Source organism: Bradyrhizobium sp. Bra78 (assembly GCF_024519855.1).
Taxonomy (GTDB): domain Bacteria; phylum Pseudomonadota; class Alphaproteobacteria; order Rhizobiales; family Xanthobacteraceae; genus Bradyrhizobium; species Bradyrhizobium japonicum_G.
Genome location: NZ_JALJRE010000004.1, coordinates 134,572 through 160,321, shown reverse-complemented (window position 1 = coordinate 160,321; position 25,750 = coordinate 134,572). Strand labels below are relative to the sequence as shown.

The following is a 25,750-nucleotide window of genomic DNA, read 5'->3' as shown; positions in this document are numbered from 1 at the left end:
AATGAGCCTGGAATCCGTTCGCGCCTTCTTCGCCGAGAAAGCCCCCGACATATCAGTGATTGAATCGCCGATCAGCTCGGCCACGGTGCCGCTGGCCGCCGAGGCCTACGGCGTCGAGCCCGGGATGATCGCCAAGACGCTGTCATTGCGTGTCGGCGAGCGCGTGATCCTGATCGTCGCGGCCGGCACCTCGCGGATGGACAACAAGAAGGTGAAGGCGCAGTTCGGCGGCAAGCCGAAAATGCTGGGGCTGGAAGAGGTCGCCGAGATCACCGGCCACGAGGTCGGCGGCGTCTGCCCGTTCGGGCTGAAGTCGCCGCTGCCGGTCTATTGCGACGTCTCGCTGAAGGCGTTCGACGTCGTGGTGCCGGCCGCGGGCTCGACTCACAGCGCGGTGCGCATCACGCCGGACCGGATGGCCGAGCTGACCGGGGCTGAATGGGTCGATGTCTGCGAGATCAGGCCGTAAGTCAGCGGATGCCTGATGCATTTGCCGGTCAGGAAGGCTAATGTACGGACCATGCCCGACGATAAGGTAAAACGACGGCTAACCACCGTGCTGTGCGCTGATGTGCACGGCTATTCTCGCCTCATGGAAGCAGACGAGGCGGGAACGCTGGAGACACTGCGCCGCTACCGCACGGCCATTGCCGGATTGGTGGAGCGCCATGACGGGCGGATCGTGAATACCTGGGGTGATGCCGTCATCGCCGAATTCGCCAGCGTCGTCGAGGCCGTGCAATGTGCGGTCGAGATTCAGCAGGAAATTTCCAACCAGGATTTGGACCGACCTCCGCCGATGCGTTTTCGCATCGGCATCAATCTCGGCGACGTGATGGTGGATGGTTCGGATCTTTATGGAGACGGGGTCAATATCGCCGCGCGCCTGCAAGAACTTGCCGACCCCGGTGGCATCGTGATCTCCAGCTCCGCCTATGATCAGGTGCACAACAAATTATCTGTTGGCTTCGACTGTCTCGGCCAGCGTCCAATGAAGAACATCGCTCCCGTGACCAGTTATCGCGTGACCATGAGCGGCCAAACCGCTCAAGCACGGGGCTTTCCGCCTGGCGAACGCCTGGCTTCCCAGGGCGCAGTCGCGGGCTCGCAAACTGACGCCGTACACCGCGACAAGTACGAATCATCCACATGGATGCGCTTGGCTTCAGATGGGCTGGCGAAGCTGCCCCGCCCGGTCGCAGCGGCCCTCACGGTGTCGGCCTTTCTGATTCTGATCAATATTTTCACTGGCATGCACAGGATCTGGTTCCATTGGCCAGTCGCAGCTTTGCTCTTCGGTGCCATCATGCGGACGGCCCTCCGGCATCGACCTGAGTCGGACGGCAAAGGAGAGCGCTGAATGAGCCGGCCCGACCGCATCCTGGCGCTTGTCGCTGCGCACGCTCCCGGATCCTGCTCCAGGCAGCGCTAATCATCCTCGTCGTAAGGCCGGGGCTGTTCCGGCGGAGGCGGCGGCGCGGCGTTGTAACGCGGTGGCGGCGCAGCGCGATTGCGCGGAACCGGCTGCTGCGGCTGCATCTGGTTATTGGATTGGAACACCGCGCGGCAGCCGCTGGAGAGTTGCGGCGTATTCTGCTGCAAGCAAGCCGTGATGCGGCTGACGTCAGGGATCTGATCGCTGCACAGCCGCCACACATCCGGCGTGCAGGCCATCTGCTGCTCCATGGTTCCGCGATACTCTTCAGCGGATGCAGCGCTATGCGCGACGATGCCGCCGACCGCAAGCGCCACACCCAGCGCAATCCGCTCTGTTCGCATGTCCGATTCCTTCGCGAGTCTCTCGAATTCTCTTCAATCAATGAGACGCGGAGAGGTTCTGGACCAACAAAAAAATGTGAAAACGGACTGGGAACCTATTCGACCTTGCCGATCTTCTTGACCGCCGTAATCAGCCGCGCGCTGTCGGTCGCCACGAACTCGGAGAAGGCCGGCGCGTCCTGATAGGCGACGAGACTGCCCGACGTCTCGAAGGCCTTGAGCACGTCCGGACTCGTCATCACCTGCGCCATCGCCTCGCGCAGGCGGGTCGCGATCGACGCCGGCAACGTGCTCTGCGCGAACAGGCCGGCCCAAATGTACATCTCGACGTCCTTGTAGCCGAGCTCCTGGAAGGTCGGGACATCCGGGAAGCTCGCGATGCGCCGCGCGCCGCAATTGCCGAGCACGCGCAGCTTGCCGTCGTCGACCTGCGGCTTCAGCGTGCCGGGTGCGGCGGCGATCGCCTGCACGGTCCCGCTGAGGATCGCGGTCAGCGCGGGACCCGCGCCACGGAACGGCACGTGCAGCAGCTTGATGCCGGCGCTGTTTGCGAACATCTCCATCGCCACGTGCAGCGTGCCGTAGGGGCCCGACGAGCCATAGGTGATCTGGCCCGGGCGTTTCTTCGCATCCTCGACAAAATCCTGCGCCGTCCTCCACGGTGCCGAGGCCGGCACGGCGAGCAGCGTGGGATCGGCCAGCACGCGCGCGATCGGCATGAACTGCGAGACCTCGTAGGCGACGGGACGGTCGAACAGCCGGTCGGCCTCGGGCAGCACCGCAAGCGAAGACAGCGCCATCAGCAGCGTGTAGCCGTCAGGCTCGGCGCGCGCCGCCGCGGCGTTGCCGACCGATCCGCCGCCGCCGCCGGCGCGGTTGTCGACGATGACCGGCTTGCCGAGGATCCGCTCCAGAGCCTGTGCGACGGGACGCGCCGCGAGATCGGCCTGCCCGCCGGCCGGAAACGGCACGATCATCGTGATGTTGCGGGCGGGATAGGCTTGCGCAAAAGCAGGGTCCGGCAGCGCAGCGCGCAACAGCGGCAATGCAGCAGCGGCGCGCAGGATGTCGCGACGATCCATGGAAGCCCCCTCCTCAATTGTTCTTGTTTCGCTCCCAGCCTAACGTGGCGATCGGCAAGAACAAGCCGTTTACGAAGCATTAACCATGTTGGGCCGGACCCGGAACGCATCCCCCGAGCCATCGTTGCCCTCCCAGGAAGTGTGTCATGGGAAAACTCGCAACCATCGACGTCGCCCTGGACGAGATGCTGGTGAATCTCGCCGCGATCGTCCTGCGGCTTTCAAAGCCCGACGTGACGCGTACGCCGGAAGCGCGGCGCGCCCTGGCGAAATCGGTGCATCAATACGCGGTCTGCGCGAAGCGCTCGAGCGACCCGCGTGTGCACGAATTGAAGTCGCAGCTCGAAGAGACGCTGAAGCCGGGCCTGCGCATTGTCGCGCGCGACGGCGTAAAGGTGTCGTAGCCGAATTCCATCATTACTTCGCTGCTCTCTCAATGACTGATGGTCCCGCCCGCTCTATGACGGCTTTGCCTTTCCGCGCACCCGCCGCTTGCACGTGCCCGGCAGCTTCGCCGCGAGAAAATCGCCGAGCGCCTCGACGCGTGCGGGGCGCGGGCCGCCGGGCGGCGTCACCAGATGCACGGCGCCTTCGGCCTGCTTCCAGTCCTTCAGGATCACTTCGACCTCACCCGAGGAGATGGCTTCACCGACAATGAATTCGGGAAGCTCGGCAATGCCGAGACCGGCGATCAGCGCCGGCATCACCGCTTCACCATTGTTGACGCGAAGCTGTCCGCCCGGGCGCACGCTGGCCTGCTCGCCGGCCGAATTGGTGTAGTGCCAGACATTCGGCGTCGAGAGGTAGGCGTAGCTGAAGCATTTGTGCTCGGCCAGATGCATCGGATGCGTCGGCCGGCCGTGGCGCTTGAGGTAGGACGGCGCCGCCACCGTGAAACGCGGCATGGTGAAGAGCCGCCGCGCGATCAGCGAGGAATCCGGCAGCCGCGCAATCCGCACCGCCATGTCGAAGCCCTCGCCGATCAGATCGACGGTCGCATCGCTCAGATGCAGATCGACCGAGACTTCCGGATAGGTCTCAAAAAACTCCGGCAGCAGCGGCGCCACCGCCTTGATCCCGAACGTCATGGGCACTGCGAGCCGCACCAGGCCTCGCGGCGCCACCGATTGCGCCAGCGCCTCGTTCTCCGCCGCCTCACCGTCGGCGAGCAGACGGGTCGCCCGTTCGGCGAGCTTGTGCCCGGCATCGGTCAGCGCCAGCCGGCGCGAAGTGCGGTTGAACAGCCGGGCACCGAGCCGCTCCTCCAGCCGGGTCACCGCCTTGGACACCGTCGCCTTGGACGTCGCAAGCTCACTCGCGGCCCCCGCAAACGACCGCAATTCCACGACTTTTGCGAAAATCGCGAGGGCCTCGAAATCCGGGAGTTTTGCCATGGGAGCGGTCCAATCGCGACGATATAGGAAACAATGCGTTTCAACAGTTTCTATTTCTATACCACAGAGGGAGGCTTATCCAAGGGTCATCAGACATACAGGAATGGAGAAATCCAATGACCAAGAAGCTCTCAGGCAAGGTTGCACTCGTCACCGGCGGCTCCCGCGGCATCGGCGCGGCATCGGCCCGCGCTCTTGCCGACGAAGGTGCCGATGTCGCCATCAGCTATGTTGCCTCGCCCGAAAAGGCTGAAGCGGTCGTCAGCGAGCTGAAGGCCCGCGGCGTCAAGGCGCGCGCTTTCAAGGCCGATCAGGCTTCGGCCAAGGACGTCACCCAGCTCGTCAAGGACGTCGCGAAGGAGTTCGGTCATCTCGACATCCTCGTCAACAATGCCGGCGTCGCCGCCGGCGGCGCGATCGATGATTTGAACGCGGATACCGACGCGCTGGCGCGCCAGGACTCGATCAACGTGCATGGTGTGATCGCCGCGATCCGCACAGCGTCACAGTTGATGGGAGAAGGCGGCCGCATCGTCACCGTCGGCTCGATGCTGGCCGATCGCGCCTCGTTCCCGGGCCTTGCCGATTACGTCGCGACCAAGGCGGCCGTGGTCGGCTACACCAAGGGCGCGGCACGCGACCTCGGCCCGCGCGGCATCACCGTGAACGTGGTGCAGCCCGGCTCGATCGACACCGACATGAACCCGAAGGACGGCGGCGAGTTCGCTGAGACCCAGCGCAAGCAGCACGCACTGCAGCGCTTCGGCCGCCCCGAGGAAGTCGCCGCCGGCGTCGTCTTCCTCGCCAGCCCCGAAGCCTCCTTCGTCACCGGCACCGTGCTCAACGTCGACGGCGGGTTCGGCGCCTGATCAAGGCGCCCCCTCACCAAAAGGAATTACGCAGATGATCGAACTCAGACCTTTCGACAGGCTCGGCGGCGCCGACCACGGCTGGCTCAAGGCCAAGCATCACTTCTCCTTCGCCAGCCACTATGACCCGAACAACATGGGTCACGGCGCCTTGCGGGTATGGAACGACGACGAGATCGCGCCGAACACCGGCTTTCCCGCCCATCCCCACGCCAACATGGAAATCATCACCTATGTGCGCGAGGGTGCGATCACTCACCAGGACAGCCTCGGCAACGAGGGCCGCACCGAGGCGGGCGACGTGCAGGTGATGAGCGCGGGCAGCGGCATCCGCCACTCCGAGTACAATCTCGAGCCGACCAGGACGCGGATCTTCCAGATCTGGATCGAGCCGACCGCGCGCGGGGGACAGCCGACCTGGGGCTCGAAACCGTTTCCGAAGGCGGACCGTTCCGGCAAGCTCGTCACCATCGCGAGCGGCTTCCAGGACGATGCGGACGCGCTACCGATCCGCGCCGATGCACGGGTGCTGGCGACCACGCTGAAAGCCGGCGAGAGCGCCGAGTACGATCCGCAGAAGTCGCGGCACCTTTATCTCGTGCCCGCGGCGGGGTCGGTCGAGATCAACGGCGTGCGCGTCAACGCCCGCGACGGCGCCGCGATCCGCGACGAGGACAGGCTGAAGATCACGGCACTGGAAGATTCCGAGATCGTGCTCGTCGACGCGGCGTAACGACGCAACAACCCGTCATGCCCGGCCTTGAGCCGGGCATCCATCACCTTCGTAGGGCGCCTTTCGAAGCGCGCTGGATTGCCGGGTCAGGCCCGGCAATGACAACGAACAGCACAACTCGGCGCATCGAACCCACACAACGGAGACCATCATGACCAAAGTTCTCGTCCTTTATTATTCCGCCTATGGCCACATCGAAGCGATGGCCAATGCCGTCGCCGAAGGCGCGCGCGAAGCCGGTGCCACCGTCGACATCAAGCGCGTACCCGAACTGGTGCCGGCCGAAGTCGCCAAGGCCTCGTACTACAAGGTCGACCAGGCCGCGCCGATCGCCAAGATCGAGGACCTCGCCAATTACGATGCGATCATCGTCGGCACCGGCACCCGTTTCGGGCGGATGGCCTCGCAGATGGCCAACTTCCTCGACCAGGCCGGCGGGCTCTGGGCCAAGGGTGCCCTGCACGGCAAGGTCGGCGGCGCCTTCACGGCGACTGCGACCCAGCACGGCGGCCAGGAGACGACGCTGTTCTCGATCATCACCAACCTCCTGCATTTCGGCATGGTCGTGGTCGGCCTGAACTACGGTTTTGCCGGCCAGATGAAGCTCGACGAGGTCACCGGCGGCGCACCCTACGGCGCCACCACGATCACCGGCGGCGACGGCAGCCGCCAGCCCAGCGTCAACGAACTCGCGGGCGCGCGCTATCAGGGCCGCCAGATCGCGGAGACCGCCAGGAAACTCCATGGCTGAGCTGCACGGCAAAGCTCCACGACCGACTGCATGGCTGATGCGACGCGGGCGGCATTCTCTCTCGGGAATGCCGCCCCATCTTTGTGGACAGAATATCTCACCAACCAAATGCGTTACGAATGGCTTTCGAACTCTTGTTGATCGCGCAGATGATCCGCAGGCCCGCCCAGGCACTGGCACGGCGCTGGTATTGCCGCAGCCTTTTCAGGGCCTCACGCGGCCGCTTTCACTGCGCAGGCTGCACGAAGGCGTGATCCGCCGGCGATAACACGACACACGCGACAACCGGAAGCTCGGCGCAATCGTGACGGCGCGGTGACCTGTCGATCGCGCGGGACACGCCTCAACCGCGTTCGGCTTGCTTCCTGATGAGGTCTTTGCCGATCGGCCGCACCGGTTCGCTACGCAGCACGAGCGAGGTGGTGACGGCGCCAAAGCCGGCAATACGATCCACGATCGTCTCCAGATCCTCGGGCGCCGGAACGAGCACCTTGAGCACGAAGCAGTCATCGCCGGTGACGCGATGGACCTCGATGATGTGGGGGATCTCAGCGAACCGTTTGAGGCAGGTCTTGATGTGCTCATGCGTGGTGCGCAGGCGCACCAGCGCCATCAGGCCGAGGCCAAGCGCGCGCGAATTGATCCGGGCGCCATAGCCCTCGATGATGCCGGCTTCCTCGAGCCGCTTGACGCGCTCGAAGACGGCCGGCTGGGACAATCCGACGGAACGCCCAAGCTCGGACAGCGGCACCCGCGCATTGGCCTGCAGCGCCTCCAGGATCTTCAAGTCCTTGGCGTCGATCCTCCCGAAGCGATCCAACAAAATTCTCCATTCCGCCTTGAGATCATCGGCAGATGATCGATTCCGCCGATGACTTGCCATGTGATGCAGGACCGTGACCGGCCACACTGCGCCTCCATCTCAGATATCACGGAACGATCATGCACGACATCATCACCTTGCCTGGCCTCGGCGGCTCCGGAGAGACCCATTGGCAGACGATCTGGGAGCGCACCGACGCGCGCTTCACGCGATTTCAGCCGGCGAGCTGGGACCAGCCCGACCTCGACGACTGGGAACAATCCCTTGAGCGGACAGTCAGGCGCTGCGCGAAGCCGCCGGTGCTGGTCGCACATAGCCTCGCCTGCCTGCTGGTCGCGCACTGGGCCGCGCGCCTCCCCCCCGCGATCGCAGGCGCCTTTCTGGTCGCTGTCCCCGATCCGGATGGCGCCAATTTTCCCGTCCAGGCCGTTTCGTTCAGGCCGCTGCCGAACAGCCCGCTGCGCTTTCCCTCGCTCATCATCGCGAGCACGAATGATCCCTATGGCGGACTCGAGAAAAGTGAGAAATTTGCGCGCGCCTGGCAATCCGCTCTGATCGTGCCGGGTGAACTCGGTCATATCAATGCGTCGAGCGGGCTCGGCGCCTGGCCGCAGGGCCGCGCATTGCTGGACGCCTTTCGTGCGGGCCTTCGTGGATGACGGACAAAACGACGGCGCCTGTCAGCGTGCCCCCTTGCCCATCGCCCGTGCCGCGAGGGCGGCGAGCCTGGGGTGGCGACCGCGCAGGCCCTGCGCGGCATGGTCGCGCCATGCGTAAGGCATCCCGCGCCAGGACAGCGCAACGCTGACATCGGTCAGCGGCACGGGCTCGGCGCCGAAACGGCGCTTGTAGCCCTGGTTGCCGATGCTGAGGTCGAAGCGGCGCACGCCCTCCGCATGCAGCGTCGCCATGGTGCGCTCCGTGACCAGCAGCCCCGGCGAGCAGCTCGACCAGGAATCGCCGGCGTGGCTGATGCGCAGCAGGAAATAGGTCGCACCAGACCTGACGCCGAGGGTGGTGGCGACGACGGTCTCGTCGCACACCAGCGCCGAAATGACGGCATAGCCGTCCGCGACGCCCTGGCGGGCGACCTCGCGATAGAACCTGGCATGGGCTTCGTCGTTGAGGACGAAGCGCGAGCCGAGCTTGCGCATGCGCGCCTGCTGCTGGACATCCATCACGTCCAGCAGCTCGCGCGCACGCGTGACATCAGTGGCGATCTCGAATCGCGCGCCGGCATGACGGCTGAAGACGCGCCAGCAGCGCGGCATCTGCATGCGCTTGATCGAGGCCTGGTAGTCCTCGTAGTCGTCGCCCGTCAGCACGAGATTGCCGTTGAGCGAGCAGGATCCGACCCGGCCGAGCGACACCAGCGGGTTCGGCTTGCCGCCGATTTGGGCCGGCATCTTCTTCAGACGCAGCAGGTCGAAGCGGTCGGGCAGCGCGCGCAACGCGTCGATCAGCGCCTTGCCGATCGCATCCGTGGCAACCGCGTCCAACGCGGCATCGAGCGCCAGGATCGGCGCGTTGTTGTCGGAAACGCCGAGGTCGGCGAATTCGACGATGCGGATGCCGCGCCTGACGTGGCTGATCATCGGCACCATTGCGATATCCTTGCCGGTCGCAACATCGGAGACGACTGCGATCAGCGGCGCGAGATCGTGGAACGCCTCGTACCACGCGCCGAGCCAGTGGCCATGCTGGAAAGCCGTGCGGTGCCCGGCGCTCGGGCGCAGCGCGGCGTGCCGCCAGTCGCGAAGGAAATCGACCGCGATCCCCGACGTGCTGGACACAAGACCATCTGGCTTCTCGACGCTGAGGAACGTCATCCGCGCAACATACGATTACCGAATGTTTCCAGATAGATTATGTTTGCCGCAGACCACAAGTGACGCCGCTGCATATCGTTAAGCCGATGCCACTACGGCCGTCCCGGCTGCGACAAGCTGTCAGCGCGCTGTTCCGTTTGCTCGACGCATTGGAACCTCGCCAGGAAGTGCAGGCCGGCCACGGCCATCGCGAACATGAACCAGATCGGATTCTGCCGTTCGAGCAGGAAGGTTTCGGTGGCCCCGTAATACAGCCCGAACAGCCACACGGTCAGGAACAGCTTCGCCAGCGCGCCACTCCGATTATGGGCCTGCGCCGACTGGAAATTGGCGAGCGGCGCAAGCACGAAGATGAGGATCACGAGCAACAGCCCCGGCAGACCGATGGTGACCGCAAGATCGAGATAGCTGTTGTGGCTGTGCGCCGCGGACGTCGCCCATTCGGCGCCCTGGGTGGTCTGCCTTGCGGTCACGTCGTCCCAGAAAGCCGCATAGCCGTGGCCGATGATCGGCTTCTCGGCAACGGCCGCGAGCGCGAACTCCCAGATCGCGGAACGGCCGGTGAAGGTCGGATCGAGCGGAAGCAGCCGCGTCATGGCGCCGAGCGCCGGGCTCATGACACTGCCGACCGTCAGCAGGTTCATCACGACCAGCGGCACGAAGCAGATGATCCGCTTCAGCCACAGGCTCGGCGTGACATAGACCAGCGAGGCGAGCGCGTAGATCGCAAGACACAGCACCGACGACGTCTTGCCGCCGGTGAAGATCAAGAAGATGCCGGCCAGCGCGGCGATCGTCGGTCCCATCACGAACGACCCGACGCCGCACAGGTAAATGCCGACATAGACCAGGATGGTCATCACCGGCGAGGCGATGTTCTTGTGGCCAAAGCTGCCGCGCCAGTCGCCGGCCAGCTGCGGCTCGGTGACATCGAGCGCCGTGTGGATCGAGTATTGCGGGGCGAGGAAGACGCCGAGATAGCAGAGGACGAGCAGCACGAGCGCCGCGCCGCCGAGACAAAGGTTGAATCCGCGCTGCGTCGGCGGCAGCAACGGCAAAAGGACCGCGAGCGACATCACGCTGGCCGCGAGCACAAAGCGCTGCATCGAAACGCCGCGGCTCTCGGAGAGGGCGATGTTGATCAACAGCCAGCCGACCAGGCAAAGATGCAGCGGCGTCATCAAGCTCTTCAGCGCGGGCGCATCCGTGGCGGCGACGAACAGCACCGCGACCGCGGCCAGCAGCCCCCAGGAGACATAGGTGAGCGCCATGCGTCCGCCGACGACGGTGGTGACGTCCGCGTTGCGCAGGTCGGGAAACGGATCGAGCGTCACCAGCACGAGAAGCAGCGCCGCGACCGCGACGAGACAACGCGCGGCCCGCACGGCATTCAGCTCCGCAAGGCCATCGCGCAGGACGTGACCGAACGATCGGGTCTCGACGTCAGTGATCTCGGCGGCGCTGCGGTCCATGGCTCAAGGCAGGTAATGAGGCCGGGGAAACTTCAGGTCTTAGCCCATCCCTGTTAAGCATTCGTCAACCACTCTACCCGGTGTCTGCGATACCGCCGGCTTCCGCACGATGCTCCGCGCGATCTCGTAATATTGCAGCGCGCGCTGCTCCAGCGTGAGATTGTCGAGGACATACCCCCGCGGATCGAACTTGTCGGCGGCGCACCCGGCCCAGAAATCGTCCCAGCCCGCCTCGAACCCGTCGGTGTCCGCGAATCTGGCACCGCAACGATCATCCCAGTACGGCACCGACGACACCGGCGCGAACTGGACGCGATGCGGATAATAATCGGGGTCGCGCCAGGGCCCGCCCGGATCCCAGGCGAGCACCGGCACACCGCAGGACAGGGCCTGCTGATAGGCGATGCCCTGGCTCTCGTTCTGGCACAGGAAGATCATCGCACGCGATTGCGCGAGAGCTGTCTGATAGTCTTCTTCCTTGTAGCTGCCGTAACGCAGCTCGATGAACGAGCGGCCTTCCCTGGCGAGCCGGGCGCGGACGGGCTCGATCAGCTCCGGCGCATAGCGCTCGCGGTCCCAGTGCACCTTGTCGTAGATCAGGACGTCGACGCTCTTTTGCGACGTCGGCGACGGTGCCCACAGATCCGTGTCGATGCCGACCGGCCAGGCCTCCGTGTCGGGCCAATGCGGCCGGTACATGTCGACGTACCACGGGCCGGGCACCACGACCTTCTTGACCGGCAGGCGCTTGAACAGGTCGGGATCGTCGAGCGGATGATTGTGCGCGGCGACACCGAGCAGGATCGGATTCTTCCACGCGAACTTGTCGAGCAGGAAGGTGCGGCCGATGATGCAGGCGAGCTCGTCGGGATGCCGCGCGATGTAGCCGTAGTCGTTGACGCGGTAGCGGATGCCGAGCCGATCGAGGCCCGCACAGAGATTAAGGAACACCCGCAGCTGGCCGCTCATCCTCGGCTCACCGAGCAGCATGCGGCGCGCCATGCGCCGCAGATGCCGGTCGCCGGGAAACCAGCGATCGTCCTTGTCCTCGTAGAAGAGGTTGAGGATCATGTCGTCGGGATCGTGGTCGAATGTGTTTGCGGGCACTGGGTCCATCCGCGGCAGCCAGGTGCGCATTCTCGCATGGGACCGGCTGTCGCACTCTTCCAAATTTGCCACAGGCTTAATGCCGGCGGCTTAACGCTAATCTACGAAACCGCCGCGGCGCCGGCGTTCGCGACAGCGATTTTGTCCGCAATGCGAGTATCATTCGCCGCGGCCTCGGTTGCGATCGATCGCATCGCCAATGCGCCCTGGTTAACAGATCCTTAAAAGACGAGCCCCAGCTTGATCACCGCCGAAGACGTTCTCGAATTGCCGGCCTCGTCACGGATCGATCCGGCGGCGCGCCAACCGCTGCAGGTCGGCTCGACCATCTCGGTGTCCGTCGTGATTCCGGCCAAGAACGTCGCGGCCTATGTCGCGGAAACCCTCGCCAGCGCACTGGCGCAAGGCGAGGTCGACGAAGTGATCGTCGTGGACGACGGCTCGACCGACGACACCACCGCCATCGTCCGCGCCATTCGTGACCCGCGGCTGCGCCTGATCAGCAACGACTCCGCCGGCGTCTCGGCCGCGCGCAATCTCGGCGCGCGACATGCGAGCGGTCAGTGGCTGCTCTTCCTCGATGCCGACGACCGCCTGCGCCCAGGCGCGGTCGGGGCGCTGCTTGCGGCTGCGCGCGGTGCTCCCCGCGCGGTTCTCGTCTACGGCGACTACAACACGATCGACAGCGAGGGACGGCAGATCGGCCGGCGGGATATGTTGAAAGGACGCCGCAAACCGTCCGGCGACGTGCTGGCGCGGCTCGCGGCCGGCAACTTCATCGTCAATGGCGGCCTTGCGCTCGCACGTGCGGAGGCTTTCCGCGCCATCGGCGGCTTCGACGTCTCGCTCAGATATTGCGAGGACTGGCACTGCTGGTGCCGGCTCGCCGCGATCGGCGAGTTCGAATTCGCGCCAAAGCTTTTGCTCGACTACCGCCTGCATACCGCCAACACCATGAATGCCGCCGTGCGGACGCCGCAGGACTTCTTCCCGGCGATCGCGCGGGTGTTCGACGACGGACTGATCATGGCAAGACTGCCCGTCGGCACGGCAGCCGGGCTGCGCCGGGCCGCCGAGGTCCATCTCGTCACTTATTCGGCGATGCAGGCGGTCCGCTTCGGTCGATATCGCGATGCCTTCGCCTATCTCGGGATGGTCGGCCGCCGTTCGCTCAAATCGCTGCCGCGCGCCGCGGCCAGGATCGCCCTCGCCTGCTTCGGCATCTAATCCTGCGGCATCAGGACACGATCTTCGAGGCTTCGTAGGGCTTCGGCTCGATGCCGAACGCCGCGAGCACGGAGCCGAGCGCGACCATCACGGGATGCATCGCCACGACGGCCTTCGACGATGGCAGCAGGCCGGCCGTGCGCACCAGCGACAACGGCAACCTTGCGAGCATCTGCACAAACACCCGCACCCGCGCCGCCGCGCCCTGCGCGGCCTTGGACTGCACGCGATAGTTGATCGCGCCGATGCGCAGGCCTCGCTTTGCGATCCAGCCGAGGCTGGTCCGGCTTTGCGGCACCGTCTCCGTGATGACCGCCTCCGCCGTCCAGTGGAATGTCATGCCGGCATCACGGCATCGCACGAAGAAGTCGCAGTCGCCGCCGCCGAGGAAGTTGAAGCGCAGGTCGAAGGCGGGGCGGTCGAACCGCTCGAACGCCGCCCGCGTGATCAGGCAGTTGCCGCAGCCATAGATCAGCGGCACCGCGCCGCTGTAGTCATAGGCGGGACGGAAGGCGGGATGGCGCGCAAGCCAGGGCCTGCTGTCGTCGTCGAAGACCGGGAGCACCGGCCCGCCGACCACGTCGGCTCCGGTGGCCTCCGCAGTGCGAACCATCAGCTCGAGCCAGTCGGGCGAGGCGATCTCGTCGTCGTCGATCATCAGGAAGCGGGTCGCGGCGGGAAACAGCGCCTGCGCCGTCTCGAACGCGGCGTTGATCGCCTGGCAGTTTCCCTGCCGCCTCTCGACCAGGCAGACGCCCTGGAGCCTGCCGGCGGCGAGATACTCCGCGGCGACCGGCGCGCTTTCCCGTCCCGCCGCGTCGTTCTCGACCATGACGACGGCGAAGGAGCGCGGGGTGCGCTGGCTGGCGAGCGAGTCCAGCGTCAGCCGCAGGTGCTGCGGGCGGCGAAAGCAGGGAATGCAGACGACGATGCCGACCGACAGGTCGATGACCCGGGAGCTCGCCGCGATCTCCCGATTGGGATCGCGCACGGCATCCGAGATGCGCGCGGCGGACAGGTCTGTCGGGATCAATGTCATGACGCTCTAGATGTCCGAGATGTGTTGAAAAAGCCCTGCTTCGATCCCGCGGATCGGTGCCGTCCCACGACGGCACATCGCCGCGGGACAAATGCGTCCCGAAACGAACGGCCGTCGCGAGGCTCGTCACGGCACCAGGCCGATCTCCCGCCGTCCATACGCTTAACCGCTTTCGCGTGTTTCTCCTGCGAAACCCTGCGCGCGTGATACTGCAATTCGCGGTCCACCGTGCCAATGGCGGCCGGCGCGGACGATACGGTAGTTAACGCCTGTGCGCATTAACCCGACCGTAAGCACCGCGACGGGTGAAGCGTCGCGGCATCGGATTTGCTCTACGGGCATGCGGGATTTTTCCTGTAAATTTGAGTCGAACAAGCGCGGTCAGAAAATATGAACAAGCCAGCCACGATTGATTTCGCGACAGCCACGACGATCCCGATGGCCGCGGCCGCTGCGCCCGCTCAGGCGCTGCACGATCTCGTCCCCGGTGAAGCCCGCGACAGCCTGCTCGCCGTCCACGATTTGCTGCGCCGCGAACTGCCGCAGGGCCAGCTCGCCACCTATGAGGCCGGCGGCGGCTCGTGCAGCGTTCTGCCGCCGGAATTGCTGAGCCGCAGCAAGGTCACGGTCGTCGACATCGACGAGGAGCAGGTGCGCAACAACAGCTATGCGGACGAAGCGATCCTCGGCGACGTTCAGACCTACCGCTTCGGCCGCGAAAGCTTCGATCTGGTGATCTGCTACAACGTGATCGAGCATCTGCCCCAGGTCGATGCCGCGCTGCTGAACTTCCGCGACGCGCTCAAGCCGGGCGGGATGATCCTGATCGGCGCACCCAATCCGCACTCGCTGTCCGGCGTCGTCACCAAATACTCGCCGCACTGGTTCCACGTCTGGTTCTACCGGAATATCCGCGGCATCAAGGATGCCGGCCTGCCGGGCGAGCCGCCGTTCCCGACCTTCTTCCATCCCCTGGTGACGCTGCCGAGGCTCGAAGCGTTCGCTGCCGCCAACGGTCTGGAGATGATCTACCGCCGTGAGGTCGAAAGCCCACGCTATCCCGAGATGCGCCGGCGCAAGCCGCTGTTCGCAGCCCTGGTCGACGCCGGCGCCTCTGTCATGAACGCCGTGCTTCCGCGCGGGACCGATGTCCGCCGCGGCGACTATCACGTCATCCTGCGGAAGAGCTGACAGCCATGACACGCGCGCGCCCGGTCGCAAGGAGAGCGAAGCTCCGCGGCCACGCAGCGCGCGGTAACGAACCGTTAATCTCCGAGGGACCCCGCGATCCCGCATGTCACGGCGATGCGTCGAAGAGTGGCCTGCGCTTAAACGCTTTGTTTGCCATTTCGGTGAATAGTCCCTCAATGAGTATGGTTAATTTTCCCTGTTGCGTTGATTGGGCACCTATATCCCTGGTGCGTGGCAAGAAACGAAGACTAACCCCTCAGCACGCGATAGTTGGAATGAAAGCTGGGGCTCATGCTTGACTATAACCAGCCGATAGATCTGGCCCGACCGGAGGCCCCGCAGCAGCGGCCCCAGACCGGCTTCAACGTGCTGGAGCTCGTCAACCTGCTCTGGCGACGGAAGATCGCGATTGCCGCTGCGGCGCTCCTCGGTGCGACGCTTGCCGTCACCGCTGGCAAGAGCCTGACACCCCGCTATACCGCCACTGCCCAGCTCTACGTCGATCCGCGCGAGCTTCAACTCGTTGATCGCGAGCTCACGCCGCGCGCGCAGGATGTCTCCGGCATGTCGATGGTGGTCGAGAGCCAGGCGCGCCTGATCACCTCGAACAGCGTCTTGCTGCAGGTGATCCAGCAGGCCAATCTGGACAAGGATCCCGAATTCGGCGGCGGCGGTGACGGCAACAGCCTGATGTCGTCGCTGCTCGGCCTGATCGGCCTTCAGCCCCGCGCGCCCTCCGCCGCGGAGAAGAAGGAAGTGCAGCTGGCGGCCCTCGAGGCGCTGAACCGGCACATCACGATCCGCAAGACCGAGAAGAGCTTCATCGTCGACATCGAGGTCTGGTCGACCGATCCGGCGAAGGCGGCGATGCTCGCCAACACGCTGACCAGCGCCTACCTGATGGAATCCCGCAACTCGCAGGCTTCGGCCGCGCGGCGCGCCACCAACGATCTCTCCGGCCGCCTGAAGGAGCTGCGCGAGCGGCTGCGCAACGCCGAGACCGTGCTCGCGACCTACAAGGCCCAGAACAATTTCGTCGGCACCCAGGACGCGCTGATCAGCGACCAGCAGCTTTCCGCCAGCAACCAGCGGCTTTCAGCCGCCCGCGCGGCGACGATGGATGCGCAGGCGCGCCTGGACCAGATCGAGGCGAGCCGCCGCACCACAGCAGATGCCGGCGCGAACACCGAGACACTGCAATCGCCGACCATCGCGAACCTGCGAGCGCAATACGCCGACGCGCGCAAGAAATATGCGGAGCAGGCCGGCGAGCTCGGCCCGCGCCACCCGGCGCTGCGCCAGACCGAGAAGCAGGTCGAGGATCTCAAGCGCACCATCAACGAAGAGATCGACCGCTTCGCCCAGTCCGCCAAGAACGATCTGACGCGAGCCCGCGACTTTGAAGCCTCGCTCAACCGGGCGTTGGAGGCGCAGAAGCGACAAAGCGTCCAGCTCAGCCAGGCCGCCGTGCGTCTGCGCGAACTGGAGCGCGAGGCCGATGCCAGCCGCGACGTCTATCAGTCCTTCCTCAAGCGCTCGCGCGAGACCGAGGAGCAGGAGACGCTGAACACCTCGGCGGCCCGAATCATCGGCGAAGCGACGGTGCCGCAGCGGCGCTCGTTCCCGCCGGCGATGAGCATGTTCGCCATGATCGGATTCACCGTCGGCGCAATCGCTGCTGCGAGCTGGTTCGTCGCAGCCGAGCTGCTGCTCGCCGGCGCACCCGCGTCCGCGCCCGCCCGTCCCAATCGCACTCCGGCGCCGCAAGCTCCCCGGACTCCGGAGACGTCGCGGGCTCCGGAGACTGCGCGGGCCGAGCAGGATTCACGAATCCCGGAAGTCGTGTCCGCTCTGCCGGAACTCGCCGCGCCACCGCTGCAACCTTCGATCGCCGAAAAGCCCCTGATCGAAAAGCCGCTGATCGCGCGGCTCCAGGAAGCCGACGTCATCCACACGCTCGGTGCCATTCTCGCCACCGGTGGCGACGGCGTCGATCTTACCCGGCTGGGCTGGCCGACGCTGCGCCCCGGCTTTCCGCTGACGACGCTGCTCAACGCCTGGCGCGACATGCGCACCGCGGTAACCCGGCGCGCCGGCGGCAAGGCGATGCCGGTCATCGCGCTCGTCGGTGCCGGTGAGACCACCGGGCGCAGCGTGACCGCGCTGAATTTCGCACTCGCAGCCGCGCGCGACGGCGCTCGCGTTTTGATGATCGATGCCGACCATCAGGCACACTCGCTCTCGAACAAGGTCAACCGTTCCGGCAAGGTCGAGCCGAGCAAGCTCGGCTGGCTCTCGATCGGCAGCAAGGCCGCGCGCGAGATCAAGACGGTCAACGGCATCTCGGTATTGCCGGCCGGCGAGAACGACGCCGGCAAGGCCACCGAGGCCATCCGCAAGGCGATCACGCAGGCCCGCTCCGCCGGCGGCTACGACCTCGTCATCCTCGACGGTCCCGCGGCGCCACTCACGGCCGGCAGCCGCAAGCTGCTCGACGACGTCGACGCGGTGGTGGCGGTGCTACCGACCAGCCTCGACATCAACGACGGCCTGGAAGAGATATTGAACACGCTCGGCCGCGCCGAGCGCAAGCTCGTCGGCGTCGTGCTCGACGAGCTCACCCCTATGGCCCAAGCGCGCCAGCGAGGCAGACAATATGCTTGAGCGCCGCATCAATCAGGATGGCCGTGCCGCAACCGCCGAGGTGCCGCGGATCACCATCGGCGGCCTTCGCATGGCCGCGCTCGACCTGGAAGCGACCGCCGATTTCATGATCGAAGCGACCGATCCGCGCCATCGCATCGGACGTCCGCTGCACCTGACCTCGGCCAATGGCGAGGTGCTGGCGCGGTGCTCGACCGAACCGGAGACCGAACGCCTGTTCCGCGGCGCAGACCTCATCAACGCCGACGGTCAGCCGCTGGTGGCGGCCTCCAGACTGCAATCCTGGTTTCCGCTGCCCGAGCGCGTCGCCACGACGGACCTGTTTCACGTCGTCGCGCGCAAGGCTGAAGCGGTCGGCCGCACCTTCTACATGTTCGGCGCCAGCGAGGCCGAGAATGCCGCTGCGGTCGAGAACGTCCAGAAGATGTATCCCAATCTCAAAATCGTCGGCTACAGCCACGGTTATCTGCGCGGCGATGCGCTACGTGCGAAGGTCGAGGAGATCAACGCGCTCGCACCCGACTATCTGTGGGTTGCGCTGGGCGTTCCAAACGAGCAGGCATTCGTCGAGGAATACACGCCGTTACTCACCAATGTCGGCGTCATCAAGACATCCGGCGGCCTGTTCAATTTCTTGTCGGGCAGCCGCCCGCGCGCGCCGCAATGGATGCAGAAGGTCGGGCTGGAATGGGCCTGGCGCACCGTGCTCGAGCCTCGCCGCCTCTTCTGGCGCTATTTGACCACCAACCCCCGCGCGCTCTATCTTCTCTTCAGCCGCAACCGGCCCTTCAATCGCTGAGTAGACGACGACATGACCGACCGACCGATCGTCCTCGTCACAGGAGGCGCGGGCTACATTGGCTCGCATGCCTGCCGCGCCCTGACTGCCGCCGGTTATCAACCCGTCGTTTATGACAATCTTTCGACGGGCCATCGCAACTTCGTCGCCGGCCCGCTGATCGCCGGCGATCTGCTCGACGGCGCGGCGCTGGCGCGCGCCTTCGCCGAGCACAAGGTCACGGCGGTGATGCATTTCGCGGCGGCAAGCCTCGTCGGCGAGTCCATGACCGACCCGCAGAAATACTACGTCAACAACGTCCAGGGCACGCTGTCGCTGCTGCAGGCGATGCGGAGTGCTGGCTGCCGGCGCATCGTGTTCTCCTCGACCGGCGCCGTCTACGGTAACGCCGATTCCAAGGCACTGCCGGAAGACTTCCCCTGCGCGCCGATCAATCCCTACGGCGCGTCGAAATGGATGATCGAGCGCATGCTCGCCGATTATCGCGCGGCCTATGGCTTCGGCGCGTTCTGCCTGCGCTATTTCAATGCCAGCGGCGCCGATCCGGCCGGCGGCATCGGCGAGCTGCGTGACAACGAAACCCACCTCATTCCGCGCGCCATGATGGCACTCCAGGGACATGTCGATTTCGCATTGTTCGGCGACGACTACGCCACGCCCGACGGCACCGCGATCCGTGACTACGTCCACGTGACCGACCTGGCGGCCGCGCACCTTGCGGCGTTGAAGCTGCTGGAGGAAGGACATTCCGGCGGCAGTTTCAATCTCGGAACCGGTGCGGGCTTCTCCGTGCGGGAGATCCTTGACGCGATCCGGCGGGAAACCGGGCGCGAGGTGCCGCACACCGTCAAGCCGCGCCGCGCCGGCGATCCCACTTATCTGGTCGCCGACCCCTCCGCCGCGCGAAAAGTGCTGAACTTCGCGCCGCGCCACTCCGACCTCTCCACCGTGATCCGGACCGCCTGGGCCTGGCACCAGAAAGCGCATCCACTCAAATCGCGCTAGGCGCCGTATTATCCTTGCTGGTCGGGACCCTTAGCGGCTAAAGAGATTGTCACAGTCAGCGGCGGCGACCATGCCGGCCGCCCTTGGCCGCCAATGGAAGCGGCACACGTGGCTCGACCAACAGCGCGAGCCGATTTTTCACAGCGAAGGCCACAATCGAGTCCGCGCATCGGCCTGCTTTCAGGCGCGGCCCAAGGAGCACGAATGCATCAGGCCGCAAGCCTGCAATTCGAGCGCGTGATGGGCGAGCTCGTCCTCTGGCATGCCGTGCCCGAGGACAAACGCTCGCCGGCACCGGCCTGGTGGTGGGGACCGGCGATGGCGGTGTTCGACGCGCGCGAACCGATGCGGCAGGCCTGGTGTCGTGAACTCGGCCTGGGCGACGGCTCGAGCTTTGCCGAAGGCGCGCATACCCTTCTCACGCTGTTCGCCGAACAAACCTCGCTTGCCTGGCCGGATGATTTTCCGTGCAAGGCGGCAATCAGGGAAGAGGACCTCCGCGAACTGCATCCGCAGCCGTCAGACGGCAGCGCGTTTCAGCCGTGACGCGGCGGCTTCGGCCGCGCCCAGATCGGGCTCCGGCTGGAGCGGCGGCGCAACAGGCAGGACCATCGGCCGCAGCAGTTCGGCCATCTCCCGCGCCGGCAGCGGCTTCGAGATCAGGAAGCCCTGCATCTCGTCGCAGCCGTGGGTGCGCAGGAACGCCTCCTGTTCGGCGTTCTCGACGCCTTCAGCGACGACCGTCATGCCGAGCGCCTTGCCCATGCTGATGATCGCCTGTGCGATAGCCTGGTCTTCCGAATCCTGCGGCAAGTCGCGCACGAAGGAGCGGTCGATCTTGATGGTGTCGATCGGGAAATGCTTCATCAGGGACATCGACGAATAGCCGGTGCCGAAATCGTCGATGGCGAGGCGGATGCCACGGCTCTGGATGGCGTCGAGCACCTTCAGCGCGCGCCCGACGTTGCGCATCATCATGCTCTCGGTAACTTCCAGCTGGAGCAGCACCGGAGACATGCCGCTTGCGGCCAGTGCCTCGTCGACGTCCTGCAACAGATGCTCGTCGGCGAACTGCCGCGGCGACAGGTTGACCGCCATCGACACCGGCAGCAGGCCGCGGCGCTGCCAGGCCATGGCCTGCGCGCAGGCCTCCTTCACCACCCAGCGGCCGATCGGCACGATCAGCCCGGTTTCTTCCGCAAGTGGAATGAACTGCGCCGGCGAAATGCTGCCGAGATCGGGGTGGGTCCAGCGCAGCAGCGCTTCCACGCCGGTGATCTGGCCGGTCTCCATGTCCACCTTGGGCTGGTAGTTCAGCGAGAACTGGTCGCGCTCCAGCGCCCGGCGCAGCGCGCTCTCCAGCGACAGCCGCTCGATCGACTGCGTCTTCACTTCCTTGGAGAAGAAGCGACAGCCGTTCTTGCCGTCCTCCTTGGCGAGATACATCGCCATGTCGGCGTTCTTGGTCAGCGTCTGCGCGTCGGAGCCGTTGGCCGGGTACATCGCGATGCCGATCGAAGCCGTGGTGTGGCACTCGTGGCCGGCCAGCTCCATGGGCTCGGCGAGCGCCGCCAGCAGCCCGGACGCGATGCGCTGGACGTCGTCGATCTCGCCGCATTGGTCGAGGATCACCACGAATTCGTCGCCGCCGAGCCGCGCCACCACGTCGCTTGCCCGCAGCGCACCGCGCAACCGGTTCGCCACTTCGAGCAGGAGCAGGTCGCCGGCCTCGTGGCCCAGCGAATCGTTGATCACCTTGAAACGGTCGAGGTCGATGAACAGTACCGCAAAGCGGTGATCGTGGCGCTGAGCTTCGTCGATCGCCTCGCGCAGCAGCCCGTTGAACGTCTCGCGGTTCGGCAGGTCGGTCAGGCTATCGTGCGAGGCGAGATATTCGATCCGCTCGTCAGCTTCGTTCTTCTCGTCTGCCCGATCGAAATTCTCCATCGCGAAGGAGACGTTGTGGGCGAGACGCTGCAGCAGCTCGACGAACTCGGTCGTGAAAGTGCCCGGTTCGGTCGACATGTAGATCATGACGCCAACGGCCTGATCATGCGCGACCAGCGGGAACGCCGCACCCGACCGTGCGCCATCGGCGCGGACGATGGGGTGGAATACGCGAACGCGATCGTCGTTGAGATAGTCGTTGCTGATGCAGGGCTGGCGGGTGCGGAACGCCGTGCCGCTCATGCCGCGGCCTTCCGGCCGGTCGGGGTCGACGGAGAGACGGACGCTGCGCGTGGTGTCGGCGGACGGCCCAGCGCTCGCGACGATCTCGAGTTGGTCGCTGTCGGCCCTGGCCAGTGCAATCGTGGTCGAGGTGAACTTGGCGCCGTCCGACGCCGCAAGGCACACGAGGTCGAACAGCTCGGCGCGCGACTTCGCCCGCATGATCGCCTCGTTGGTGGCGCTCAGCGCCGCAAACATGCGCGTCAGGCGCTCCTTCTGCGCCTCGGTGCGGGCCTTTTCCTCGGCGCGATCGAAATTATCCAGTGCGAACGACACGTTTTCGGCCAGGCGCCCGAGCAGCTCGACCATATCTGGCGTGAATGTGTTCTCTTCCGGCGCGAGGAAAAGCAGGATGCCGATCGGCTCCTGGCCCGCCCGCAGCAGCGGGAAGCTGGCAGCGGCCCGGGTTCCGTCTTCAGCCGCCTTGGAATGCCAATGCGCCGATCGCGGGTCGTTGAGATAGTCGTTGATCACACTGGGCCGGCGCGTGCGCAATGACGTGCCGATGATTCCCCGACCCTCGGGATGATCGGGAGAGACGTCGCAAGTACGTCCAACCATTCGCTCCTGGAGGCGTCCCTTGACCGCGACGACGCGAACCAGCTCGCGTTTTTCGTCCGTGATTCCGATGGTCGCCGACGCGAAGACGCCACCGAGCACGGCCGCCTGGCACGCAACCTCGAACAGCTCCTCGCGGGTCTTGGCGCGCATGATGGCCTCGTTCGTGGCGCTCAGCGCCTCGAACATGCCGCTCGACCTGCTGCGCTGCTTGTCTGCCTTCGCCTTCTCGTCGGCACGGTCGAAATTCTCCAGCGCGAAGGCGACATTGGCCTGCAGCTTGCGCAGCAACTCGACGAATTCACCCGTGAAGGTGTCGCGCTCCGGAGAGTTGAACAGGAACACGCCCTCGACGCGATCGCCGTTGAAGAGCGGCAGCGCCGCGGAGGACGCAATCCCGTTGCGACGGGCGCTCGGCTGCCAGGGCTTGATGCGGTCATCGGACAGCACGTCGTTGCTGACCGCGGGCTGGCAGGTGCGGAACGCAGTGCCGGTCAGCCCCCGGCCCTCGGGCACCTGGTCGGAGGTCGAGAATTTGAAGCTGCGGACCTGGTCCGCATTCGGTCCATAGCAGGCGACGACGCGCAGCAGCTCGGCGCGACGATCGGCGAGCGCAATGGTGACCGAGGTGAACTTGGCACCCTTGGCCGTCGCCTCGCAGACGAGGTCGAACAGCTCGGAGCGCGACCGCGCGCGCAAGATCGCCTCGTTGGTGGCGCTGAGCGCCGCATACATCCGGGCCAGGCGTTCTTCTTCCACGGCGATCCTGGCTTTGTCAGCCTCGCGTCCGAAATTGTCCAGCGCGAACGAGACGTTCTCCGCCATCCGCAGCAGCAGCGCGACGATCTCCTCGTCCTTGGCCCAGGACCGGCTGATGAAGAACAACAGGACGCCGACGCTTTCGCCGCGCCTGATCAGCGGCGCGATCACGCAGGCGGCAACGCCGGTGTTGATGTTGGCCTGCTCCCACGGCGAGCCCCTGGTGCGGCTGGCGAGATCCTCCTCGACGATGGCTTTTTGCGTCCGGAACACCTCGCCGGATATGCCCCTTCCATAGGGATTGTCCGGATCGGTCGAGTAGCGGGCCTGGGTGACCAGTTCGAGGTTCTGTCCGGTGGACGCGACCGGAATCATCCAGTGCGAATCCGGTTCGCGGAGCAGAACGATGGTCGCCAGCGACTTGCCGCCATGGACGGAGGCGTCGCACACGAGCTGGTACAGCTCCTGCTCGGTCTTGGCGCGCAGGATGGCTTCATTGGTTGCGCTGAGCGCGCCGAACATGCGGTTGAGCCGGCGGGTCGCCCGCTCACCGGTCTGCCGCGCGGTCTCGCGCGCGTAATTGTCCAGCGCATAGGAAATGTTGGCCGACATGCGCTCGAACAGCGACACCATCTGCTCGTTCAGCGAGCCTGCCTCGCGGCGGGTCACGTACAGCACGCCGACGCTCTTGCCGTTGCAGAGCAGCGGCAATGCTGCCGCCGCGCCGATCCGGGCCTCGGCCGCGCCCGCGCGCCACGCCAGCGATCGCGGATCGTTCAGATAGTCATTGCTGACGCACAGTTTCTGATCGCGAAAAGCTTCGCCGCCAACGCCCAACCCTTCGGGTGTGCCGGCGTCCGTCGTGATCGTGATGGAGCTCAGCCGCGGAATGTCATCGCCGCAGCCGGCCGCAAACTGCAGCCGCCGGCCATCCGCTCCGACCAGGAACACGGCAACGGCCAAAAAATCCCCGCTCGAAAACCCGGCGTCGCAGACCTTCTGGTACAGCTCGTCCGGCGATTTCGCGTAGAGGATCGCTTCGTTTATGGCGCTCAACGCCGCAAAGGTGCGCGCGAGTGTCGTCGGCACGATCTCAGCTCCCGGGCATTTCTGCCTATTTATCCCGGGCACTTTATGAACGGCCATCGCCTAAACGGACGTTATTGCGCGCCGCAAACCATCGATCAAAGTGAACGAGCTGCGAACGCCCTTCGCCAAACCGTCGAAAATACCGCCGCGCGGGACGTATCCTCGACCGAGTGCGCGGTCTCTTTACGAATTTGCAGCCCTGTGTTGGTTTACGGGAGATTGATATCGCAGCCGCGCTTTGAGACGATGGCTGCCAACGAGCCGCCCGTTAAGGGCACCAAGCCGGGGAAACGCCATGCCGATCGTCAAGGCCGACCGCCTCACGCGCATCAGCGCTGTGCTGCTCCGTGCCGCCGGGGCTTCCGAGGAAGAGGCCGACGCGGTCGCCATCGGCTGCGTCAACGCCAATCTCGCCGGCCATGATTCCCACGGCGTGATCGCCGTTCCCACCTATATCGACCGCATCAAGGCGGGCCACATCGTGCCCGGCGCCAAATGGTCCATCGTCCAGGAATCGCCGACCACGACCGTGATCGACGGCCATTGGGGGTTCGGCTTCCACGTCAACGCCAGGGCGATGGCGCTGACGATCGAGAAGGCGAAGACCGCAAACGTCGCCGCCTGCACCGTGTTCCGGCAGAGCCATGTCGGCCGCCTCGCCGCCTATCCGCTGATGGCGATGCGCGAAGGCATGATCGGGATCGCAACCGCCGATTCCGGCCGCTCGCCGAAGCACGTGGCGCCGTTCGGCGGCAGGGAAGCGCGGCTCGGCACCAACCCGATTTCGATCGCCGTGCCGTCGGATCTCGACGCGCCGTTCTACCTGGACATGGCGACCTCGGCGGTCGCGGCCGGCAAGATCCAGCTCGCGGTCGCCCGCGGCGAGGAGATCCCGACGGGCTGGATCATCGATGCCGAGGGACGGCATACCACCGACCCCACTCAGTATCGCAAGGGCGGCGCGCTGCTGCCGCTCGGCGGCACCGAGGGCTACAAGGGCAGCGGCCTCGCCGCCATGGTGGAGGTGCTGTGCGGCCTGCTCACCGGTCTCGGCTTCGGTGTCGAGCCCACGGGGCGGCACAATGACGGATGCTTCATGGCGGTGTTCAATGTCGCCGCGTTCCGCCCGCTGCAGGAGTTCAAGCGCGAGGTCGGCGAGTTCGCACGCTATCTGAAATCGACGCCGCCATCCGCGGGCAGCACGGGGGTCTACTATCCCGGCGAGCTCGAGGGCCTGCGCGAGCAGCAGCGCCTGCGCGACGGCATCGAGATCGAGGATGCGACCTGGGACAAGCTGCGCTCACTGGCGCAGGACTACCGGCTCGACACCATCCTCGATCTGGCCTGACCG

Annotated in this window: 23 protein-coding genes; 14 read left to right on the top strand and 9 right to left on the bottom strand. The window is 65.6% G+C overall.

Features of this window, described 5'->3' with window-relative positions; translation table 11 throughout:
* Position 1 precedes the first annotated feature (1 nt).
* Together OC450_RS11340 and OC450_RS11335 are read left to right on the top strand one after the other, a co-directional pair.
* Positions 2-469, top strand: a complete 468-nt coding sequence (locus OC450_RS11340) for a YbaK/EbsC family protein (protein WP_211381394.1) — start codon at positions 2-4, stop codon at positions 467-469.
* A gap of 51 nt (positions 470-520) precedes the next feature.
* Positions 521-1,360 (top strand): adenylate/guanylate cyclase domain-containing protein, encoded by an 840-nt coding sequence (locus OC450_RS11335; protein WP_211381393.1) that lies wholly within the window; start codon positions 521-523, stop codon positions 1,358-1,360.
* A gap of 68 nt (positions 1,361-1,428) precedes the next feature.
* Here the strand turns inward: OC450_RS11335 and OC450_RS11330 are convergent, their stop codons facing one another.
* On the bottom strand, positions 1,429-1,779 hold the full coding sequence (locus tag OC450_RS11330; RefSeq protein WP_211381392.1) for a hypothetical protein: 351 nt from the start codon (positions 1,777-1,779) through the stop codon (positions 1,429-1,431).
* 95 nt (positions 1,780-1,874) lie between these two features.
* Positions 1,875-2,861, bottom strand: a complete 987-nt coding sequence (locus OC450_RS11325; protein WP_256807065.1) for a tripartite tricarboxylate transporter substrate binding protein — start codon at positions 2,859-2,861, stop codon at positions 1,875-1,877.
* Positions 2,862-3,007: 146 nt separating this feature from the next.
* On the opposite strand from OC450_RS11325, the gene OC450_RS11320 reads away from it, so the two are divergent.
* Entirely contained in the window at positions 3,008-3,265 is a 258-nt protein-coding gene (locus OC450_RS11320; RefSeq protein ID WP_211381390.1) for a hypothetical protein, read from the top strand.
* A gap of 54 nt (positions 3,266-3,319) precedes the next feature.
* On the opposite strand, the gene OC450_RS11315 is transcribed toward OC450_RS11320, so the two are convergent.
* On the bottom strand, positions 3,320-4,255 hold the full coding sequence (locus OC450_RS11315; protein ID WP_211381389.1) for a LysR family transcriptional regulator: 936 nt from the start codon (positions 4,253-4,255) through the stop codon (positions 3,320-3,322).
* A gap of 116 nt (positions 4,256-4,371) precedes the next feature.
* Here OC450_RS11315 and OC450_RS11310 point away from each other — a divergent pair, with 116 nt between their 5' ends.
* From OC450_RS11310 to wrbA, 3 genes are all read left to right on the top strand, one after another.
* Positions 4,372-5,124 (top strand): SDR family NAD(P)-dependent oxidoreductase, encoded by a 753-nt coding sequence (locus tag OC450_RS11310; RefSeq protein WP_211381388.1) that lies wholly within the window; start codon positions 4,372-4,374, stop codon positions 5,122-5,124.
* Positions 5,125-5,158: 34 nt separating this feature from the next.
* On the top strand, positions 5,159-5,857 hold the full coding sequence (locus OC450_RS11305) for a pirin family protein (protein ID WP_211381387.1): 699 nt from the start codon (positions 5,159-5,161) through the stop codon (positions 5,855-5,857).
* 151 nt (positions 5,858-6,008) lie between these two features.
* Positions 6,009-6,608 (top strand): NAD(P)H:quinone oxidoreductase, encoded by a 600-nt coding sequence (gene wrbA / locus OC450_RS11300; RefSeq protein WP_211381386.1) that lies wholly within the window; start codon positions 6,009-6,011, stop codon positions 6,606-6,608.
* 343 nt (positions 6,609-6,951) lie between these two features.
* Here wrbA and OC450_RS11295 read toward each other — a convergent pair whose 3' ends face one another.
* A complete protein-coding gene (locus tag OC450_RS11295; RefSeq protein ID WP_256807066.1) occupies positions 6,952-7,428 on the bottom strand; it encodes an Lrp/AsnC family transcriptional regulator in 477 nt (158 codons plus the stop codon).
* A gap of 122 nt (positions 7,429-7,550) precedes the next feature.
* Between OC450_RS11295 and OC450_RS11290 the strand changes: the two genes are divergently transcribed.
* The gene (locus tag OC450_RS11290) at positions 7,551-8,090 is read left to right on the top strand and encodes an RBBP9/YdeN family alpha/beta hydrolase (protein WP_262047893.1); all 540 of its coding nucleotides are present in this window, start codon (positions 7,551-7,553) and stop codon (positions 8,088-8,090) included.
* Positions 8,091-8,111: 21 nt separating this feature from the next.
* Here the strand turns inward: OC450_RS11290 and OC450_RS11285 are convergent, their stop codons facing one another.
* The 3 genes from OC450_RS11285 to OC450_RS11275 form a co-directional block, all read right to left on the bottom strand.
* Entirely contained in the window at positions 8,112-9,260 is a 1,149-nt protein-coding gene (locus OC450_RS11285; protein WP_262047892.1) for a GNAT family N-acetyltransferase, read from the bottom strand.
* Between the two features lie 92 nt (positions 9,261-9,352).
* Positions 9,353-10,732 (bottom strand): O-antigen ligase family protein, encoded by a 1,380-nt coding sequence (locus OC450_RS11280; protein WP_262047891.1) that lies wholly within the window; start codon positions 10,730-10,732, stop codon positions 9,353-9,355.
* A 39-nt stretch (positions 10,733-10,771) separates the two neighbouring features.
* Positions 10,772-11,839, bottom strand: coding sequence for a glycosyltransferase (locus OC450_RS11275; protein WP_256807070.1), 1,068 nt, complete (start codon positions 11,837-11,839; stop codon positions 10,772-10,774).
* Between the two features lie 240 nt (positions 11,840-12,079).
* On the opposite strand from OC450_RS11275, the gene OC450_RS11270 reads away from it, so the two are divergent.
* The gene (locus tag OC450_RS11270) at positions 12,080-13,066 is read left to right on the top strand and encodes a glycosyltransferase (RefSeq protein ID WP_262047890.1); all 987 of its coding nucleotides are present in this window, start codon (positions 12,080-12,082) and stop codon (positions 13,064-13,066) included.
* A gap of 10 nt (positions 13,067-13,076) precedes the next feature.
* Here OC450_RS11270 and OC450_RS11265 read toward each other — a convergent pair whose 3' ends face one another.
* On the bottom strand, positions 13,077-14,105 hold the full coding sequence (locus OC450_RS11265) for a glycosyltransferase family 2 protein (RefSeq protein ID WP_211381379.1): 1,029 nt from the start codon (positions 14,103-14,105) through the stop codon (positions 13,077-13,079).
* Between the two features lie 390 nt (positions 14,106-14,495).
* Here OC450_RS11265 and OC450_RS11260 point away from each other — a divergent pair, with 390 nt between their 5' ends.
* The 5 genes from OC450_RS11260 to OC450_RS11240 all read left to right on the top strand — a co-directional run bounded on the left by OC450_RS11260 (position 14,496) and on the right by OC450_RS11240 (position 20,310).
* Entirely contained in the window at positions 14,496-15,296 is an 801-nt protein-coding gene (locus OC450_RS11260; protein ID WP_211381378.1) for a class I SAM-dependent methyltransferase, read from the top strand.
* Between the two features lie 291 nt (positions 15,297-15,587).
* Entirely contained in the window at positions 15,588-17,960 is a 2,373-nt protein-coding gene (locus OC450_RS11255) for an exopolysaccharide transport family protein (protein ID WP_262047889.1), read from the top strand.
* Positions 17,953-18,759 carry a WecB/TagA/CpsF family glycosyltransferase gene (locus OC450_RS11250; RefSeq protein ID WP_262047888.1) on the top strand — a complete coding sequence of 269 codons (807 nt, stop codon included), beginning with the start codon at positions 17,953-17,955 and terminating at the stop codon, positions 18,757-18,759. Before OC450_RS11255 ends, OC450_RS11250 begins: the two co-directional genes overlap by 8 nt.
* Before the next feature lie 12 nt (positions 18,760-18,771).
* Positions 18,772-19,764: a UDP-glucose 4-epimerase GalE gene (gene galE, locus OC450_RS11245; RefSeq protein WP_211381375.1), complete on the top strand. Its 993-nt coding sequence runs from the start codon at positions 18,772-18,774 to the stop codon at positions 19,762-19,764.
* A gap of 204 nt (positions 19,765-19,968) precedes the next feature.
* On the top strand, positions 19,969-20,310 hold the full coding sequence (locus OC450_RS11240; protein WP_211381374.1) for a hypothetical protein: 342 nt from the start codon (positions 19,969-19,971) through the stop codon (positions 20,308-20,310).
* Here OC450_RS11240 and OC450_RS11235 read toward each other — a convergent pair.
* Positions 20,284-24,399 (bottom strand): GAF domain-containing protein, encoded by a 4,116-nt coding sequence (locus OC450_RS11235; protein ID WP_262047887.1) that lies wholly within the window; start codon positions 24,397-24,399, stop codon positions 20,284-20,286. The two genes, OC450_RS11240 and OC450_RS11235, sit on opposite strands and share 27 nt — an antisense overlap.
* Before the next feature lie 295 nt (positions 24,400-24,694).
* Between OC450_RS11235 and OC450_RS11230 the strand changes: the two genes are divergently transcribed.
* The gene (locus OC450_RS11230; protein WP_262047886.1) at positions 24,695-25,747 is read left to right on the top strand and encodes an Ldh family oxidoreductase; all 1,053 of its coding nucleotides are present in this window, start codon (positions 24,695-24,697) and stop codon (positions 25,745-25,747) included.
* Positions 25,748-25,750 lie beyond the last annotated feature (3 nt).